Below are 17,622 nucleotides of genomic sequence, written 5' to 3' on the forward strand. Positions count from 1 at the left end.
CGATCACGCTTCCCATTTTGCCAAGGCCGTCGGCCGGGATCAGCGATCCCGCGCCGCCAATTCCTTGTTGACGTAGAGCGCCACCATCGTCGCAACCGCGCCCGACAGCAGGTAGATGCCCGACGCGGCCAGGCCGAACTTCACCGACAGCAGCAGCGCCAGCAGCGGCGCGAAGCCGGCACCGACCAGCCAGGCCAGATCCGACGTCAGGGCCGAACTGGTATAGCGCGCCTCGGTCGCGAAGTTGGAGGCGACCACGCCCGACGACTGGCCAAAGGCCAGACCCAGCAGCATGAAGCCCAGGATCATGAAGGCGACCTCGCCCAGATCCCCGCCATTGAGCAGCAGCGGCGCCACCACCGCGAAGATCGCGATGCCCAGAGCCGACCAGCCGAGCAGCGAGCGACGACCAATCTGGTCGGCGATGAAGCCCGACACCACGATCGCCAGCAGGCCGACCGACGCGCCGATCATCTCGATCACCAGGAAGCGATCGATCGGCTGATCGGTGAACAGCACCACCCAGCTGAGCGGAAACACGGTGACCATGTGGAACAGGGCAAAGCTCGCCAGCGGCGCGAACGCACCGATGATGATGTTGCGCCCTTCCGCCTTGACCGTCGGCAGCACCTGCGACGGCACCAGATCCTTCTGCTCGAACAGACGCTCGAACTCATGCGTCACCACGATGCGCAGCCGGGCGAACAGCGCCACGACGTTGATCGCGAAGGCGACGAAGAAGGGATAGCGCCAGCCCCAGTCGAGGAAGTCCGCTTCCGACAGCGTCAGCAGGAAGAAGGCGAACAGACCGCTGGCCACCAGCAGCGCCAGCGGCGCGCCGAGCTGCGGCACCATCGCATACCAGCCACGCTGGTGCGGCGGCGCGTTGAGCGACAGCAGCGACGCCAGGCCATCCCATGTCCCGCCCAGCGCAATGCCCTGCGCCGCGCGCAGGATCACCAGAACGACAGCGGCATAGTGGCCAATCGTCGCATAACCGGGCATAAAGGCGATCGCCGCGGTCGACCCGCCCAGCAGGAACAGGGCCGCCGTCAATTTGGTCCCGCGGCCATAGCGCCGGTCGATCGCCATGAAGATCAGCGACCCGATCGGACGCGTGATGAAGGCGACGGCGAAGATCGCGAACGAATAGAGCGTGCCCGTCAGGGCATCGACATAGGGAAAGACCAGGTTCGGAAAAACGATAACCGAAGCAATGGCGTAAACGAAGAAGTCGAAAAATTCGGAGGTGCGGCCAATGATCACACCAATGGAGATATCTCCCGGTGCAATGCTGTGGTCGCGTGCATTGATTTTGCGCGCATCATCCTCAAGCGAACTGGAGGTGAAGGCAATGGCCTGTGAAGTCATAGGCATCCGCTCCCTGGCTGGGCCGACGGTGCCTGTTTTGGGTCTCCCGACGGCCAGAGAATGGCAACATAACAGAAAACCCACAGAGTCTAAGCAGTATCCCACATGTGAAACATTTTTTGCGTCCGCACATAATTGGACAAATTGCCCACTATCGCATGGCGTGCGGAATCGGTAACCGCGCGCCATGTCACACCCTCTCTCACCCAACTGGAGCCGGCTTCTGCGCTGGTCCTCCGCGATCCTTGCGGCGCCGCTGGCGGGCTGCAACTGGGTCGTGATGAACCCGTCGGGCGACATTGCGGTGCAGCAGCGCGATCTGATCCTGATCTCGACCGCGCTGATGCTCCTCATTGTCATCCCCGTCATGGCACTGGTCGTCTATTTCGCCTGGCGTTACCGCGCCGCGAACAAGGCGGTCGAAAAGGAATATGACCCCGACTGGGATCATTCCACCAAGCTGGAGCTGCTGATCTGGTCGGCCCCGCTCCTCATCATCATCTGCCTGGGCGCGCTGACCTGGGTGAGCACCCACAAGCTGGACCCCTATCGTCCGCTCGACCGCATCGACGCGCAGACCGCGATCGACCCCAAGGTCAAGCCGCTGGTCGTCCAGGTCGTGGCGCTCGACTGGAAATGGCTCTTCATCTATCCCGAACAGGGTATCGCCACCGTCAATGAAATGGCGCTGCCGACCAATGTTCCGGTCCGTTTCGACATCACTGCCTCGACCGTGATGAACAGCTTCTACATCCCTGAACTCGCCGGCCAGATCTACGCGATGCCCGGCATGAAGACGCAGCTCCACGCCGTCGCCAACAAGCCGGTCACCGGCACCGGCTTCTCCGCCAACTATTCGGGCGCGGGCTTCACCCACATGCGCTTCGGCTACAAGGCGCTGGACCAGGCCGGCTTTGACGCCTGGGTCGCCAAGGTGAAGGCCAGCAATGCGTCGCTCGACCGCAATGTCTATCTGAACCTGGCCAAGCCCAGCGAAAAGGCGCCCGTCGCCTATTTCTCGACCGCCGATGCCAAGCTGTTCGACGCGGTCGTCAATCTCTGCCCCAAGCCCGGCCAGCGTTGCATGGGCGAGCTGATGCACATCAACCAGATGGGCGGCGCGGGCAAGGAGTCGGCCAAGGAGACCGAAGGCCTCCAGTACGACTTCCCCAACAGCCATGTGATCGACCAGACCGATCGCAACGAGGGCAAGGAAACCGCCCCCGATGCGCCCGGTGCCGAAAAGGCCCCGGCCGATCACTCTTCTCACAGCGGCGCTGACGCGCACGCGCAGCATCGGTAAGAGACATGACCGGTACACTCACAACAGCACAGATGATCTTCGGTCGTCTGACATGGGACGCGTTCCCATGGCATGAACCCATCGTCGTCGCGACATTCTGCGCGGTGGTGCTGGGCGGCGCGGCCGTCGTTGCGGCGCTGACCTATTTCAAGCTCTGGGGCTATCTCTGGAAGGAATGGTTCACCAGCGTGGACCACAAGAAGATCGGCATCATGTACATGGTGCTGGGCCTCATCATGTTCCTGCGCGGCTTTGCCGACGCCGTCATGATGCGCCTCCAGCAGGCGCTCGCCTTCAACGGGTCCGAGGGTTACCTCAACGCCCACCACTACGACCAGGTGTTCACGGCCCACGGCGTGATCATGATCTTCTTCGTGGCGATGCCGTTCATCACTGGTTTGATGAACTATATCGTCCCGCTGCAGATCGGCGCCCGCGACGTCAGCTTCCCCTTCCTGAACAATTTCTCGTTCTGGATGACCACGGGCGGCGCGGTGCTGGTAATGGCCTCGCTGTTCCTGGGCGAATTCGCCCAGACCGGCTGGCTCGCCTATCCGCCGCTTTCGGGGATCGACTATAGCCCGGCCACGGGTGTCGACTATTATATCTGGGCCCTGCAGGTGGCAGGCGTCGGCACGACATTGTCGGGCATCAACCTGATCGCGACGATCGTGAAGATGCGCGCGCCGGGCATGTCCCTCATGAAGATGCCGGTGTTCACCTGGACCTCGCTCTGCGCGAACATCCTGATCGTCGCCTCCTTCCCGATCCTGACCGCCACGCTGGTCCTGCTGTCGCTCGACCGCTATGCCGGCACCAACTTCTTCACGAACGACTTCGGCGGCAACCCGATGATGTACGTGAACCTGATCTGGATCTGGGGTCACCCGGAAGTCTACATCCTCATCCTGCCGCTGTTCGGCGTCTTCTCGGAAGTCACCTCGACCTTCTCGGGCAAGCGCCTGTTCGGCTACACCTCGATGGTCTACGCGACCTGCTGCATCATGGTGCTCTCCTACCTCGTGTGGCTGCACCACTTCTTCACCATGGGCTCGGGCGCCAGCGTCAACAGCTTCTTCGGCATCACGACGATGATCATCTCGATCCCGACGGGTGCGAAGCTCTTCAACTGGCTCTTCACCATGTATCGCGGCAAGATCCGTTTCGAGCTGCCGATGATGTGGACCGTCGCCTTCATGCTGACCTTCACGGTCGGCGGCATGACCGGCGTCCTGCTCGCCGTTCCGCCGGCGGACTTCGTGCTGCACAACTCGCTGTTCCTGATCGCGCACTTCCATAACGTGATCATCGGCGGCGTGCTGTTCGGCCTGTTCGCGGCGATCAACTACTGGTGGCCCAAGGCCTTCGGCTTCAAGCTGAACGTGTTCTGGGGCAAGGTCAGCTTCTGGTGCTGGCAGGTCGGCTTCTGGCTCGCCTTCACCCCGCTGTACATCATGGGCCTGATGGGCGTGACCCGCCGCATGCGCGTGTTCGACGATCCGTCGCTGCAGATCTACTTCGTCATTGCCGCGATCGGCGCCGCCATCGTCGCGGCCGGCATCGGTGCGATGCTCCTCCAGTTCGCCATCTCCATCTGGAAGCGCGACGAACTGAAGGTCGAAGGCGATCCGTGGGATGGCCGTACCCTGGAGTGGGCGACCAGCTCGCCCCCGCCGGAGTATAATTTCGCCTTCACGCCGGTCGTCTATGACGCCGACAGCTGGGCGGACATGAAGAAGAATGGCTATCAGCGTCCGCTGACCGGCTATCAGGCGATCCACATGCCCAGCAGCACCGGCGCCGGCGTCATCCTTGCCGCCCTGTCGACGCTCTGCGGCTTCGCGCTGATCTGGTACATCTGGTGGCTCGCGGGCCTCAGCTTCATCGGCATCGTCGCGGTCGCCATCGGCCACACCTTCAACTACAAGCGCGACTTCTACATCCCCGTCGAGGATGTGACGCGCACCGAGGAAGAGCGCACGCGAATCCTCGCCGCTGGAGTCTGACTGACATGAGCAGCGCAACTGCAACCACGGAACCTCGGGCATATCATTTGCCCGAGGAGCCGCACCTCCACGAAGGCCACAGCACCATGCTGGGCTTCTGGATGTACCTGATGAGCGACTGCCTCATCTTCGCCATCCTGTTCGCCACCTATGCCGTGCTCGGCGGCAGCTTCGCCGGCGGCCCCGGCCCGAAGGATCTGTTCGACCTGCCGCTCATCGCGCTCAACACCGCGATGCTGCTCTTCTCGTCGATCACCTACGGCTTCGCCATGCTGGCGATGGAAAAGAACCGGATCAGCGCCACCCAGGGCTGGCTGTTCGTCACCCTCCTGTTCGGCGGGGCGTTCCTGTTCATCGAACTCTACGAATTCTCGCACCTCATCCATGAGGGCGCGGGTCCGTGGCGTTCGGCCTTCCTGTCGGCCTTCTTCACCCTGGTCGGCACCCACGGCCTGCACGTCACCTTCGGTTCGATCTGGCTGATCACGCTGATGGTGCAGGTGGCCAAGAAGGGGCTGATCCCGGCCAACAAGCGTCGCCTGATGTGCCTGTCGATGTTCTGGCACTTCCTCGACGTCATCTGGATCGGCGTCTTCACCTTTGTCTATCTGATGGGAGTCCTGCGGTGAGCGACGCTGTCCATAGCCACGACGCCCACGGACATGGGCACGATCATCACGATGACCATCATGAAGAAGGATCGCATGGCAGCTTCGGCAGCTACATGATCGGCTTTGGCCTGTCGGTGATCCTGACGGCCATTCCCTTCTGGCTGGTGATGTCGGGCGTGCTGGGCAATCCCCAGCTGACCGGCATCGTCATCATGGCCTTCGCCGCGGTGCAGGTGATCGTCCACATGATCTACTTCCTGCACATGAACACCCGCGTCGAAGGCGGCTGGTCGTTCATGGCGATGATGCTGACCATCGTCCTGGTCGTCATCGTGTTGTCGGGTTCGATGTGGGTCATGTTCCACCTCAACGCGAACATGATGCCGCACGCCGACATGTCGGCGATGCACAATATGAGCGAGATGCCGTGACATCCGCGAAGATCGGGGGGCGCCGCCGGCGCTCCCCGCGCTTTACGATCGGCCTGACGCTGATCGCCCTCATCCTGTTTTCCGGTCTTTGCGCGCTCGGCAGCTGGCAAGTCTATCGCCTCGCCTGGAAGCGCGACCTGATCGCACGGGTCGATGCCCGCATCCATGCCGCGCCCGTCCCCGCCCCCCGCAGCATTACCAGCGACGACGAATATCGCCGCGTCACCGCATCGGGCCGTTTCCTGCATGACAAGGCGGTGCTGACCCAGGCCGTCACCGTGCGCGGCCCCGGTTTCTGGGTGATGACGCCGCTGGTGACCGACGCCGGCTTCACCCTGATGGTCAATCGCGGCTTCGTGCCGCAGGACAATCGCACCCGCTACAGCCGGCCCCAAGGCAGGGTTCAGGTCGTTGGCCTGCTGCGTCTGACCGAACCCAAGGGCGGTTTCCTGCGCAGCAATGATCCTGCCGCCGGCCGCTGGTATTCGCGCGATGTCGCCGCGATCGCCGCCGGGCAGCATGTCGCCCCGCCGGTCGCGGGCTATTTCGTCGATGCCGGTGCCAATTGCGCGCCCGACACCGCGCCGGTCGGCGGCCTGACCGTCGTCCGCTTCCCCAACAACCATCTCCAATATGCCATCACCTGGTTCATACTGGCGGCGATGGTCGCAGGCGCCTACATCTTCCTCATGCGTCGGGATCCAGAAGACAGCGCCGAATGAGCGAGACCCAAGCCGTCAGACGCCGCTGGCTGCCCAGCCAGTGGCCCGCCGATGCCGCCGGTCGCAAGAATATGGCGCTGCTGATCCAGCTGCGCTGGATCGCGATCGCCGGGCAGCTGGTGACGATCCTGATCGTCCAGTTCCTGATGGGGGTGCGCCTGCCCCTCGCGCCGATGCTGCTGGTCGCCGCCGTCGCCGTTCTGGTCAACGCCGCCAGCTTTGCAGCGCTGCGGCCCCGGACCGACATCACCCGCGCCGAACTGTCGGTGTCGCTATTGTTCGACGTGCTGCTGCTGACCGCGCAGCTCTATCTGTCGGGCGGCGCGACCAATCCCTTCGTCTCGCTCTATCTGCTCCAGGTCGCGCTTGGCGTGCTGCTGCTCGACCGGGCGAGCGCCTGGGGCATCACCGCCGTGTCGGCGCTGTGCGCCGGCCTGCTGGCGCTCGACTATCGCCCGCTCGACCTGAGCGACCGGCTGGCGGGCCGACTGTTCGACCTGCACATCATCGGCACCTGGATCTGCTTCACCATGATCGCGGTGCTGCTGGTGCTGTTCATCACCCGGATCAACCGCAACCTGCAGGCGCGCGAGGCCTATCTCGCCAGCATGCGCCAGCATGCGGCGGAGGAGGAACATATCGTCCGCATGGGCCTGCTCGCCTCGGGCGCGGCGCATGAATTGGGCACCCCCCTCGCCCAGCTCGCCGTGGTGCTGGGCGACTGGCGCCGCATGCCCGAAATCACCGAGCATCCTGCCCTGGTCGAGGAAGTGGGCGAGATGCAGAGCGCAGTCCTGCGCTGCAAGGCGATCGTCACCGGCATTCTCCTCTCCTCGGGCGAGGCGCGCGGCGAGGCACCGGCCGTCACCAATGTGCGCGACTTCATCGAGGGCATTGCCGCCGAATGGCGCCGCGCCAATCCGGGTATGCCGCTGCGCTGCGACTTCGGCCCGCATGACTATCCGCGCATCATCGCCGACCCGGTGATCCGCCAGGCGGTCGGCAATCTGCTCGACAATGCGCGCGAGGCCGGCGCAACCTATATCGACCTGCTGGTCGGACGCGACAGCGCCTCGCTCAACATCGCCGTGCGCGACAATGGCAGCGGCTTTTCACAGGCGATGCTGGAGGATTTCGGCAAGCCCTATCGCTCCAGCAAGGGCAAGGAAGGCCATGGCCTCGGCCTCTTCCTTGTGGTCAATGTCGTGCGCAAGCTGGGCGGCAGCGTATCGGCCAGCAATGGCGCCGATGGCGGCGCGCTGATCCTGCTGCGCCTGCCGCTCGATACCGTCGCACTGGAAGAGGAAAGTGACAGCGAAGATGACAGCTGAACGGCTGCTGGTGATCGTCGAGGATGACGAGGCCTTTGCAAAGACCCTCAAGCGTTCGTTCGAGCGGCGCGGCTATGAGGTACTGACCGCCGCCAGCCATGGCGCGCTGGAGGAGGTGCTCAAGGGCAACCACCCCGGCTATGCCGTGGTCGACCTCAAGCTCGGCCCGGAATCCGGCCTGGTCTGCGTCCAGACGCTGCACGCCCATGATCCCGACATGCTGATCGTGGTGCTGACCGGCTTTGCCAGCATTGCGACCGCGGTCGAGGCGATCAAGCTCGGCGCGACCAACTATCTGGCAAAACCATCCAACACCGACGATATCGAAGCCGCCTTCGCCCGCTCGGGCGGCGACCCCGCCGCGCCGCTCGCGCCGCGCCCGACATCGATCAAGACGCTGGAATGGGAACATATCCATGAAGTGCTGAAGGATTGCGACTTCAACATCTCCGAAACCGCCCGGCGCCTGGGGATGCACCGCCGCACCCTCGCCCGCAAGCTGGCGAAACGCCAGGTCGGCTAATTTCGCGCGCGTCCATCAAGCCCCGTTGACCGCGCCCCATGGCCATGCCATGGCCACTCCAGACGCGGGTGTAGCTCAATGGTAGAGCAGCAGCTTCCCAAGCTGACGACGGGGGTTCGATTCCCCTCACCCGCTCCAGATTTTCCTAAGCATCTGAAATGGCGCGTAAAAATGGCGCACCCCAAGGAAGATGCGATTGCTGCAGGCCAATCCTACATCCCTAGCTCGCTCAATCCGGGATGATCGTCGGGCCGGCGCCCCTGCGTCCAGTGGAATTTCCGCTCGGCTGCGCTGATCGGTGCATCATTGATGCAGGCGAGGCGCCGCTGCATCAGGCCGCTCTCGTCAAACTCCCAATTCTCGTTGCCATAGGAGCGGAACCAGTTGCCGCTATCGTCATGCCATTCATAGGCGAAGCGCACCGCGATGCGGTTGTCGGCAAAGGCCCATAATTCCTTGATCAGCCGATAATCCAGTTCGCGCTGCCATTGCGCGTCAGGAAGGCGATGATCGCGGAGCGGCCATTGACGAACTCCGCCCGGTTCCGCCACTGGCTGAGCGGCGTATAGGCCATGGCCACCCTCGCCGGATCGCGGCTGTTCCAACCATCCTCGGCCAGGCGCACCTTCTGTGTCGCGCTCTCCAGGGTGAAGGGCGGCAACGGCGGTCTCACATTGTCCATCATGCGTCTCCCAATTTGCCGAGGCGATCCTGCAACGCCCGGTTCTCCGCTGCCAGTTGCGCCATCCGTTCATGCAGCGGCCGGACCGCCTGTTCGATCTCGCGCTCGGTGAAGCGCGGCGTGATATGCTGCGGGCAATTCCAGTCGAACGCCTCCAGCCGCAGCCGGAAGATACGTTCCGCCCGCGCCTTGTAATCCTTGTCCATGACAAGATCGGTGAGTGCCGGATCGGCATCGAGCGCCAGCTTCTCGACATGGACATAGATTTTCAGCCGGGCGCGGCGGGGATAGTCCATCAGGATCAGGCAGGCCCGGTCGTTTACGGCCAGGTTACCGGTGCTGATATATTGGCGGTTGCCGCGATAATCGGCAAAGGCCAGCGTCCGGTCGTCGACCAGCTTGAGGAAGCCGGCCGGGCCACCGCGATGCTGGACATAGGGCCAGCCATCCTCCGAGACGGTGGCCATGTAGAAACTGTCGCGGGCCGCCAGGAAATGGGCTTCATTGTCGGTGAAGCGGTCAAAGGCGCGATTGCCGCTGAACGCCGCCCAATGGGCGTCCGCGCCCATCTCCGCCTGCGCCGCGCGGACGCTCGGCGTCGTGGCGATATCCAGAAAACCGTAGGACATGGTCTATCTCCCATCATCCGTCCGTTGCGGGGCCATGCCTGACCATGGCCCCGCCGGGGTTTCAGCGCGCCGCGACCTTGCGATCGAGGAAGTCGCGGATCAGCGGCGCCATTTCATCCAGCTTGTCTTCCAGGGCGAAATGGCCGGTATCGAGAATATGCATCTCCGCGTCGGGCAGGTCACGCTTGTAGGGATGCGCGCCGGGTTCGGGGAAGATCTTGTCATTCTTGCCCCAGACGATCAGCGTCGGCGGCTTGCGTTCGCGGAAAAAGGCCTGGAACGCCGGGTAGAGCGGCACATTGGTGCGATAGTCGTAGAACAGGTCGAGCTGGATATCCTTGTTGCCCGGCCGGTCGAGCAAGGCCTGGTCCTGCACCCAATTGTCTGGGCTGATCCGCGACAAGTCGCGCACGCCATCGGTATATTGGAATTTGGTGGCGTCGAGGCCGACGAGCCAGGCCTGCGCCTCGCGATCCTTCGCCGACCCGCTCTGCCAATAGGTCTTGATCGGATCCCAGAAGGCGCCCAGCCCTTCCTCATAGGCATTGCCATTCTGGATGATGAGGCCGCTGACCCGCTCCGGATGCTTGATGGCGAGGCGGTAGCCGACCGGGGCACCATAATCCATGACATACATGGCGTAGCGCCGGGCGCCGATCTTGCCCATCAGCGTATCGACCATGTCGGCATAATGGGCGAAGCTGTAGGTGAACTGGCGATGATCGGGCGCGTCGCTCTGGCCAAAGCCCGGATAGTCGGGCGCGATCACATGATAGCGGTCGGCGAGCAGCGGGATCAGGTTGCGGAACATGTGCGACGATGTCGGGAAGCCGTGGAGCAACAGCACCACCGGGCCATCGGCGGGGCCGGCTTCGCGATAGAACATCTTGACGCCATCGATGGTGGCGCTGCGATAATGGACCGTGACGGCCGCGGCCTGCGTGGCAACGGCGCTGGCGGGCGCGGCAATCGCGTCAGCCGAGGCAGCGATGCCGGCAGTCGCCAGCAGCATCGAAATGACCAGTTTCTTCATCATGTCCTCCACCCTGTTGGGGTCGCTGAGCAAGGGCTTCAGCTTCTGGAGACAGAGATAATCCTTGTCCTCATTCCTGATAATTCGGGAAAATTGGAAGTCATTATTCCTTATGATGGAATAATGGTCATGCCTGCTGGAACAGAGGATTGGCCCGCAGCCGATCGACCGCCAGATCAACGAAGCTGCGCACCTTGGCCGCCGCCCGCCGCCCTTCGGCGTGGATGACATGGATCGGCAACGGCTTTTCCATATGCTCGTCCAATATCGTGACCAGCCGCCCGGCCGCCAATGCCGGTTCGACCTGGTAGGATAGCACGCGGGTCAGCCCCCAGCCTTGCTCGGCAGCGGCAATCGCTGCCTCATTGGTGTTGCAGAAGAGTCGGGGGTGGACGGTGACGCTGCTCCGACCCTCCGGCCCGAAATGCCATTCGGGGGAGGCCCATGCCCCGGTCGGGCCGATGATGCGATGATGGACAAGGTCGGCCGGGCTCCGGGGCATGACATGCTGCTCGAAATAGGCCGGCGCGCCGCAGATGACCCGCCGCACCGTCCCTACACGCACAGCGCTCAACCCCGAATCCGGCAGATGACCGATCCGGATGGCGACATCGATGCCCTCCTCGACGATGTTGACGAGCCGATCGACGAACAGGCTGCGCCCGGTCACCGCCGGAAAGCGATCCAGATAGTCGAGCAGGATCGGCAGCACGTACATCTGGCCGAAGATCACCGATCCGGTGACGATCAGCGTGCCGGTGGGATTGCCATGGGCGCCCGCTGCCGCTGCGTCCGCATCCGCCATGTCGGCCAATATGCGGCGGCAATCGTCCAGATAGCCACGCCCCGCCTCGGTCAGCTTCACCGATCGTGTCGTCCGGGTCAGCAACCGCACGCCGATCTCATCCTCCAGCGCGGAAATTGCCCGCGTGACCGCCGGCGGGCTCAGATGCAATTGCCGCGCGGCTTCGGCAAAACCGCCGGTTTCCGCCACGCGGACGAATATCTTCATGGCCTGCCAGCGGTCCACTATACCCTCCGAACGTCACCTGATCGCAGATGTGCGCGCAACGCCACGGGCCGGTCAATCTTCCTGCGGGAAGCGGTCGGCCAGCGGCGCCGCCAGCACGGGATAGGACAGGCCGTCCCTGTGCGGCAACCAGGGCAATATCCGCGCCAGCCCCAATGGGCCGCGATCACCCCGCGAGGGTAGGGCTGAGCAGGATGCCGACCAGCAATCCGGACATCACCGTGCTGACCGATGCACTGCGCTTTTCCGGCGGGGACAGATGCGCAGCCAATGGAACCAGTCGCTGCGCGACGCTGGCCGCAAGACCAAGCGACATCGATGCGACAAGCAGGAACAAGCCCGATGGCGCCATGCCAGCCGGCGTCAGCGTCATGGAAAGAGGCAGGAACTGGCTGAAGATCCTCGCGGCCTCTATGCCGACCCCTCCTATGTTACGACGGTCGTCATTGCACGGGATCAACCGCGCCATGACGGCCGCGCTTGACCATTGGGTGCATCTGCTCAATCCTGCGCCGGTGAGCGAAGCCATCGTCGATCCCGCCCCATCCCGTTCCGGTCCCTGCGTGGTGCTGCCGGCCCGACCCGAAGCAATCCGGCTCGATGCCGCGACGACGGCGCTGATCGTCGTCGACATGCAGAATGCCTATGCCAGCAAGGGCGGCTATGTCGACGAGGCCGGCTTCGACGTCGGCCCGGCGGCGGGTGTGATCCCCCGGATCGCGGAGGTCGTCGAGGTGGCGCGGGCCGCGGGCATGCCGGTGATCTTCCTGCAGAATGGCTGGGACAGCGGCTATGCCGAGGCCGGCACGCCGCTGTCTCCCAACTGGCACAAGTCCAATGCGCTCAAGACCATGCGGGCGCGGCCGGACCTGGCGGGCAAATTCCTGGCGCGCGGCGGATGGGACTATGAACTGGTGGAGGCGCTGGCGCCGCACGAGAACGATCTGCGCGTCCACAAGCCGCGCTATTCCGCCTTCTTCAACTCGCAACTGGATAGCGTGCTGCGCGCACGCGGCATCCGTACCCTGGTCTTCACCGGCATCGCCACCAATGTCTGCGTGGAATCGACCCTGCGCGACGGCTTCCATCTCGAATATTTCGGCGTGCTGCTGGAAGATGCGGTGCATCATCTGGGGCCGGACTTCATCCGCGAGGCGAGCCTCTACAATGTCGAGAAATTCTTCGGCTGGGTGAGCAATGTCGCCGATTTCCGCACCGCCGTCGGCCAGCTTCCGCCCAAGGAGATCTGATGCCCTTCGAACCGATCAATCCGCCCCAGTTCCCGACCCCGATCGCCCCTTATTCGGCGGGCGCAAGGGCCGGGAATACGATCTATGTCTCGGGCGTGCTGGCGCTGGGCGAAGGCGGAACGGTGCTGCATGTCGGCGACGCCGCCGCGCAGACCCGCCATGTGCTGGACGTCATCAGGATCACGGTCGAGGCGGCCGGCGGCACCATGGCGGACATCGCCATGAACCATATCTTCCTCAAGGATCTGGGCGATTACGCGGCCTTCAACGCCGTCTATGCCGAATATTTTCCCGGCGACAAGCCGGCGCGCTACTGCATCAAGTGCGAGCTGGTGAAACCCGATTGCCTGGTCGAGATCGCCTCGGTCGCGCATCTTGGCTGAGGCCGCCGGCCTCTATTATGAAATCCACGGGCGCGCGGACGCCCCGCCGCTGATCCTGTCGAGCGGGCTTGGCGGATCGGCGAGCTATTGGGCGCCGAACATCCCGGCGCTGGCGGAGCATTTCCACGTCATCGCCTATGACCATCGCGGCACCGGCCGCAGCGATCGGACATTGCCGGAAACCACCTCGGTCGAGGATATGGCGGGCGACGTCATCGCCCTGATGGATGCGCTGGGCATCGGCAGCGCGCATTTCATCGGCCATGCGCTGGGCGGCGCGATCGGCATGGAACTGGCGATCGCCAACACACGGCTCGACAGCCTGATCGTCATCAACGGCTGGCGGACGCTGTCACCCCATACCCGCCGCTGCTTCGAAACGCGGCTGGCCCTGTTGCGCCATGCCGGTGTCGAGGCGTTCCTGCGGGCGCAACCCCTGTTCCTGTTCCCGCCGGACTGGATCGCGGCCCATGACGACGCGCTGAAGGCCGAACTGGCGCATCATCTCGCCACCTTCCCCGGCGCGGCCACGATGGAAAAGCGGATCGCCGCCGTGCAGGCCTATAGCCCGCACCTGCTCGACCTGACGGCCGTCGCCAAGGTGCTGGCCATCGCCACCCGCGACGATTTCCTCGTCCCCCATGCCAGCGCCCTCGATGTCGCGGCGCCGATCGCATGGGCCAAGACCGCCAGCTTCGACTGGGGTGGTCACGCCTGCAACGTGACCGACCCGGATGCTTTCCATCGCCTCGTCCTCCCCTTCCTCAGGAGTTGAAGCCATGCAGGTCGGCGTTTTCGTTCCCATCAACAATAATGGCTGGCTGATCAGCGAGAACGCCCCGCAATATCTGCCGAGCTTCGACCTCAACAAGGAAATCGCCCAGCGCGCCGAGAAACATGGCCTCGATTTCCTGCTGTCGATGATCAAGCTGCGCGGTTTCGGCGGCAAGACGCAATTCTGGGAATATGGGCTGGAAAGCTTCTCGCTGATGGCCGGCCTTGCGGCGGTCACGGACAGGATCAAGATCTTCGCCACCTGCCCCACGCTGATCATCCCGCCCGCCTTCGCCGCGCGCATGGCCAACACCATCGACAGCATCAGCCATGGTCGCTTCGGCCTCAACCTCATCACCGGCTGGCAGCCGCCCGAATATACGCAGATGGGGCTTTGGCCGGGCGACGAGCATTTCCGCAATCGCTATGATGTGCTCGACGAATATGCCCGCGTGCTTCGGGAATTGTGGGAGACCGGCCGATCGGACTTCAAGGGGCAATATTATCAGATGGACGACTGTCTGGTCCGCCCCCAGCCGCAGGCCGACATGAAGATCATCTGTGCCGGATCATCCGACGCGGGCCTGGCCTTCTCGGCCAAATGGGCGGACTATGCCTTTTGCCTGGGCAAGGGCGTCAACACGCCGACCGCCTTCGCCTTCAACAATGACCGCCTTGCGAAATTCACGGCGCAGACCGGCCGCGCCGTGTCGGTGTTCGTGCTGGTCATGGTGATCGCGGCCGAGACCGACGAGGAAGCCATGGCGAAATGGCAAAGCTATAATGACGGGGTCGATACCGAGGCGATCGCCTGGCTGGCCGATCAGGGTGCGAAGGACACCGTCAACACCGACACCAATGTGCGCCAGCTGGCCGCGCCCGAAGGGGCCGTGAACATCAATATGGGCACGCTGGTCGGCAGCTATGCCAGCGTGGCACGAATGCTGGACGAAATGGCGCAGGTGCCCAATACCGGCGGCGTGCTGCTGACCTTCGACGATTTCCTGGAAGGGGTGGAAGCGTTCGGCGCGCGCATCCAGCCGCTGATGAAGAGCCGCGCCGAAAGCGCCCGACATTCCCGATCTTCCCACAGAAGTTAATCACCAAAGCCGTTGGCAGCCGGGATGCCTGGATGCACGCCCCCCCCTTTCCTACCACGGCAATTCCGCATGATTGTCCAAATCCCGCGCGCCCTGGCCACGACGCGGGCGCCATGTCCCTCTAGCTTGGCCCAAGGAGACGCCGACCCGCATGGCTGCGTCATGGCGGGAGGATCAACAGGGTGGCAAGCATGGATGCGCCGATCGTCGGCACATATCGCACCGTCCGCTTCCGCGCCGGGCCGGTCGATGCGATCGCGAGCGATGTCGATCTGCTGATCGTCGGCATGCCGGTCCTGTCCGCCACGAGCCGGATCGATCCTGGCGCCTGCGCGCTCGACGCCGCCCTGTCAGGCACCTTGTCGCAACTGCGCGCGGGCGGCCTGTTCGACGGCAGGTTCGGCGAGACGATGATCCTGTCCAGCCCGCCGCCGCCGGTGCGCTGCCGGTCGCTGATGATCGTGGGCATGGGAGAAATCGACGATCTGGATGCCGAACGGCTGGGCCGGCTGGCCGCCGTGGCGATGCGCGCAGCGCTCCGGCTCGACAGCTGTTCGATCGCCTGCCTGCTGCGGCTGCTCGATCCGGCGGCAACGAAGGTCGCGCAACGCGCCGCCGCCCGTGCGATGATGGCCGGCGTGCTCACGGCGCTGGACGCCTATCTCTCTCCCGGTCCCGCTCCCGACCGGTTCGCCGGCCTGAACTGGACCTTCGACCAGCCCGACAGCGCCGCCGACGTGCTGGGCACGATCATCGCGCAATGGCCGGCCGCGCCACAATGAAGCGCGACTATCGCATGGACTTGGGAAGCGGAACACGCCACTCTGGCGCGATGCAGCCAGGTCCGATCCACAGCCACGACATGCAGCCAGCGATCGCCCCCATATCGATCCTGGTGGTGGACGATCATGCGCTGCTGCGTGAGGGCGTGCGGGCGATGCTGGCGACCCAGGCCGACATGCTGATTGTTGGCGAGGCCGACAATGGCCGGCGCGCGGTAGAGGAATATGCGCGGTTGCGCCCCGACATCGTGCTGATGGACCTGCAGATGGCGGAAATGCCGGGGCTCGACGCGATCGCCGCGATCCGGGCCATCCATCCCGACGCCAGGATCATCGTGCTGACCACCTATTCGGGCGATGGCCGCGCGATCAAGGCGCTGCGCGCAGGGGCGATGGGCTATCTGCTCAAGGCCAGCCTGCGCAAGCAGCTGCTCGACGCGATCCGGTCCGTGCATCTGGGCGGCAAGCATCTCGACGCCACCGTCGCCACCGCGATCGCCCTGCATGTGCTGGAAGACCCGCTGACCGAGCGCGAGATCGCGGTGCTTTCGCTAGCCGCCTGGGGCAACAGCAACAAGCAGGTCGCCGCGCGACTCGATATCAGCGAAGAGACGGTGAAGGGCCATATGAAGTCGATCTTCTCGAAGCTCGACGCGACCGATCGCACCCATGCGGTGACGCTGGCGATCAAGCGCGGACTGATCGACCTCTGACGACATGGCGCGCGAGCGCCCCCTTTGCATCGGAATGATCGCTAACATGTCAGCCTGATCCAAGATCGGGCGGCGACGGACAGCTATGATCGCGCGCGTCAGGCCAGTGACTGACCATTTCTATTTTTTAGAACAAGTCGGTGCATTTTATCTGGATATTTCGGATCAGGCACGCCGGCTAACACTGTCTTCACAGCAGCGACGACTGCTCGAAACCAAGGAGCCGACCCATGACGATCACCGCCACGCCGACGCCGGGCAAGTCCCTCATCTCGCCGACCGACCACACTTTGGTCCTGATCGACTTCCAGTCGCAAATGGCCTTCGCCACCAAGTCGATCGCGCCGGAACTACTGCGTAATAATGCCGCCCTGATCAGCCGCGCCGCCAAGTCGTTCGGCGTGTCGACCATCCTGACCACCGTGGCCGAAAAGAGCTTTTCGGGGCCGATGTTCAGCGAGATCACCGACGCCTTCCCCGGCCAGCCCCTGCTCGACCGCACCAGCATGAACACCTGGGAAGATGCCGCCGTGATCGAGGAAGTGAACCGCATCGGCAAGGAGCGGATCATCTTCGCCGGCCTGTGGACCAGCGTCTGCATCGTCGGCCCGGTCGCCTCCGCGATCGACCAGGGCTTCGACGTCTATTTCATCGCCGACGCCTGTGGCGACATCAGCGAGGAAGCGCATGAGCGCGCCGTGCAGCGCATGATCCAGCTCGGCGCCAAGCCGATGACCTCGCTCCAGTACATGCTGGAATTGCAGCGCGACTGGGCGCGCACCGAAACCTATGAGTCCACCACCAGCATCGCCAAGGAATTTGGCGGCGCATACGGCCTGGGCATCAAATATGCGAAGGCCATGTTCGGCGCCTCCGAAGGCGGCCACTGACCTGCGCCAGGGGCCGGCGGTGCCTCCCCCTCTCCCCATGCACCGCCGGCCCCTTCCC

At 63.9% G+C, this 17,622-nt stretch carries 19 protein-coding genes, 1 tRNA gene and 1 pseudogene; 15 read left to right on the forward strand and 6 right to left on the reverse strand.

Annotated elements, in window-relative coordinates; all coding sequences use genetic code 11:
* Positions 1–39: 39 nt before the first annotated feature.
* A complete protein-coding gene (locus JQK15_RS22145) occupies positions 40–1,371 on the reverse strand; it encodes an MFS transporter (protein ID WP_010338183.1) in 1,332 nt (443 codons plus the stop codon).
* A gap of 187 nt (positions 1,372–1,558) precedes the next feature.
* On the opposite strand from JQK15_RS22145, the gene cyoA reads away from it, so the two are divergent.
* The 8 genes from cyoA (at position 1,559) to JQK15_RS22185 (ending at position 8,436) form a co-directional block, all read left to right on the forward strand.
* The gene (cyoA, locus tag JQK15_RS22150) at positions 1,559–2,674 is read left to right on the forward strand and encodes a ubiquinol oxidase subunit II (protein ID WP_080727212.1); all 1,116 of its coding nucleotides are present in this window, start codon (positions 1,559–1,561) and stop codon (positions 2,672–2,674) included.
* 5 nt (positions 2,675–2,679) lie between these two features.
* Positions 2,680–4,680, forward strand: coding sequence for a cytochrome o ubiquinol oxidase subunit I (gene cyoB / locus JQK15_RS22155; RefSeq protein WP_004207841.1), 2,001 nt, complete (start codon positions 2,680–2,682; stop codon positions 4,678–4,680).
* A 5-nt stretch (positions 4,681–4,685) separates the two neighbouring features.
* Positions 4,686–5,309: a cytochrome o ubiquinol oxidase subunit III gene (gene cyoC / locus JQK15_RS22160; RefSeq protein ID WP_004207842.1), complete on the forward strand. Its 624-nt coding sequence runs from the start codon at positions 4,686–4,688 to the stop codon at positions 5,307–5,309.
* Positions 5,306–5,722, forward strand: a complete 417-nt coding sequence (cyoD, locus tag JQK15_RS22165) for a cytochrome o ubiquinol oxidase subunit IV (RefSeq protein WP_017499771.1) — start codon at positions 5,306–5,308, stop codon at positions 5,720–5,722. Before cyoC ends, cyoD begins: the two co-directional genes overlap by 4 nt.
* On the forward strand, positions 5,719–6,444 hold the full coding sequence (locus JQK15_RS22170) for an SURF1 family protein (protein WP_214867981.1): 726 nt from the start codon (positions 5,719–5,721) through the stop codon (positions 6,442–6,444). The genes cyoD and JQK15_RS22170 overlap by 4 nt, the downstream gene beginning before the upstream one ends.
* The gene (locus JQK15_RS22175) at positions 6,441–7,775 is read left to right on the forward strand and encodes an ATP-binding protein (protein ID WP_048937550.1); all 1,335 of its coding nucleotides are present in this window, start codon (positions 6,441–6,443) and stop codon (positions 7,773–7,775) included. Before JQK15_RS22170 ends, JQK15_RS22175 begins: the two co-directional genes overlap by 4 nt.
* Positions 7,765–8,298 (forward strand): response regulator transcription factor, encoded by a 534-nt coding sequence (locus JQK15_RS22180; RefSeq protein WP_214867983.1) that lies wholly within the window; start codon positions 7,765–7,767, stop codon positions 8,296–8,298. Before JQK15_RS22175 ends, JQK15_RS22180 begins: the two co-directional genes overlap by 11 nt.
* A 64-nt stretch (positions 8,299–8,362) precedes the next feature.
* Positions 8,363–8,436, forward strand: a tRNA-Gly gene (locus tag JQK15_RS22185).
* A gap of 74 nt (positions 8,437–8,510) precedes the next feature.
* Here the strand turns inward: JQK15_RS22185 and JQK15_RS22190 are convergent.
* From JQK15_RS22190 to JQK15_RS22210, 5 genes and pseudogenes are all read right to left on the reverse strand, one after another.
* A pseudogene (locus JQK15_RS22190) lies at positions 8,511–8,980 on the reverse strand (nuclear transport factor 2 family protein).
* A complete protein-coding gene (locus JQK15_RS22195) occupies positions 8,980–9,609 on the reverse strand; it encodes a pyridoxamine 5'-phosphate oxidase family protein (RefSeq protein WP_214867985.1) in 630 nt (209 codons plus the stop codon). The pseudogene JQK15_RS22190 and the gene JQK15_RS22195 overlap by 1 nt, the downstream one beginning before the upstream one ends.
* Positions 9,610–9,670: 61 nt before the next feature.
* Positions 9,671–10,642 carry an alpha/beta fold hydrolase gene (locus JQK15_RS22200; protein ID WP_502956861.1) on the reverse strand — a complete coding sequence of 324 codons (972 nt, stop codon included), beginning with the start codon at positions 10,640–10,642 and terminating at the stop codon, positions 9,671–9,673.
* Positions 10,643–10,769: 127 nt separating this feature from the next.
* A complete protein-coding gene (locus tag JQK15_RS22205) occupies positions 10,770–11,654 on the reverse strand; it encodes a LysR family transcriptional regulator (RefSeq protein ID WP_251007961.1) in 885 nt (294 codons plus the stop codon).
* Between the two features lie 184 nt (positions 11,655–11,838).
* On the reverse strand, positions 11,839–12,141 hold the full coding sequence (locus tag JQK15_RS22210) for a hypothetical protein (RefSeq protein WP_214867991.1): 303 nt from the start codon (positions 12,139–12,141) through the stop codon (positions 11,839–11,841).
* Between JQK15_RS22210 and rutB the strand changes: the two genes are divergently transcribed.
* The 7 genes from rutB to JQK15_RS22245 all read left to right on the forward strand — a co-directional run bounded on the left by rutB (position 12,140) and on the right by JQK15_RS22245 (position 17,564).
* Positions 12,140–12,922 (forward strand): pyrimidine utilization protein B, encoded by a 783-nt coding sequence (gene rutB / locus JQK15_RS22215; RefSeq protein ID WP_251007962.1) that lies wholly within the window; start codon positions 12,140–12,142, stop codon positions 12,920–12,922. The genes JQK15_RS22210 and rutB overlap by 2 nt on opposite strands.
* The gene (rutC, locus tag JQK15_RS22220; RefSeq protein WP_214867999.1) at positions 12,922–13,305 is read left to right on the forward strand and encodes a pyrimidine utilization protein C; all 384 of its coding nucleotides are present in this window, start codon (positions 12,922–12,924) and stop codon (positions 13,303–13,305) included. The genes rutB and rutC overlap by 1 nt, the downstream gene beginning before the upstream one ends.
* Positions 13,298–14,080 (forward strand): pyrimidine utilization protein D, encoded by a 783-nt coding sequence (gene rutD, locus JQK15_RS22225; RefSeq protein ID WP_214868001.1) that lies wholly within the window; start codon positions 13,298–13,300, stop codon positions 14,078–14,080. The genes rutC and rutD overlap by 8 nt, the downstream gene beginning before the upstream one ends.
* Before the next feature lie 4 nt (positions 14,081–14,084).
* Positions 14,085–15,179, forward strand: coding sequence for a pyrimidine utilization protein A (gene rutA, locus JQK15_RS22230; RefSeq protein ID WP_214868003.1), 1,095 nt, complete (start codon positions 14,085–14,087; stop codon positions 15,177–15,179).
* 191 nt (positions 15,180–15,370) lie between these two features.
* Positions 15,371–15,961, forward strand: a complete 591-nt coding sequence (locus JQK15_RS22235; protein ID WP_214868054.1) for a M17 family peptidase N-terminal domain-containing protein — start codon at positions 15,371–15,373, stop codon at positions 15,959–15,961.
* 50 nt (positions 15,962–16,011) lie between these two features.
* Complete coding sequence (locus JQK15_RS22240; protein WP_214868006.1) at positions 16,012–16,674, forward strand: response regulator; 663 nt, start codon at positions 16,012–16,014, stop codon at positions 16,672–16,674.
* Between the two features lie 230 nt (positions 16,675–16,904).
* Positions 16,905–17,564: a hydrolase gene (locus JQK15_RS22245; protein ID WP_214868008.1), complete on the forward strand. Its 660-nt coding sequence runs from the start codon at positions 16,905–16,907 to the stop codon at positions 17,562–17,564.
* Positions 17,565–17,622: the final 58 nt, after the last annotated feature.

It is taken from the genome of Sphingobium sp. BHU LFT2 (assembly GCF_018604485.1).
Taxonomy (GTDB): Bacteria; Pseudomonadota; Alphaproteobacteria; order Sphingomonadales; family Sphingomonadaceae; genus Sphingobium; species Sphingobium yanoikuyae_A.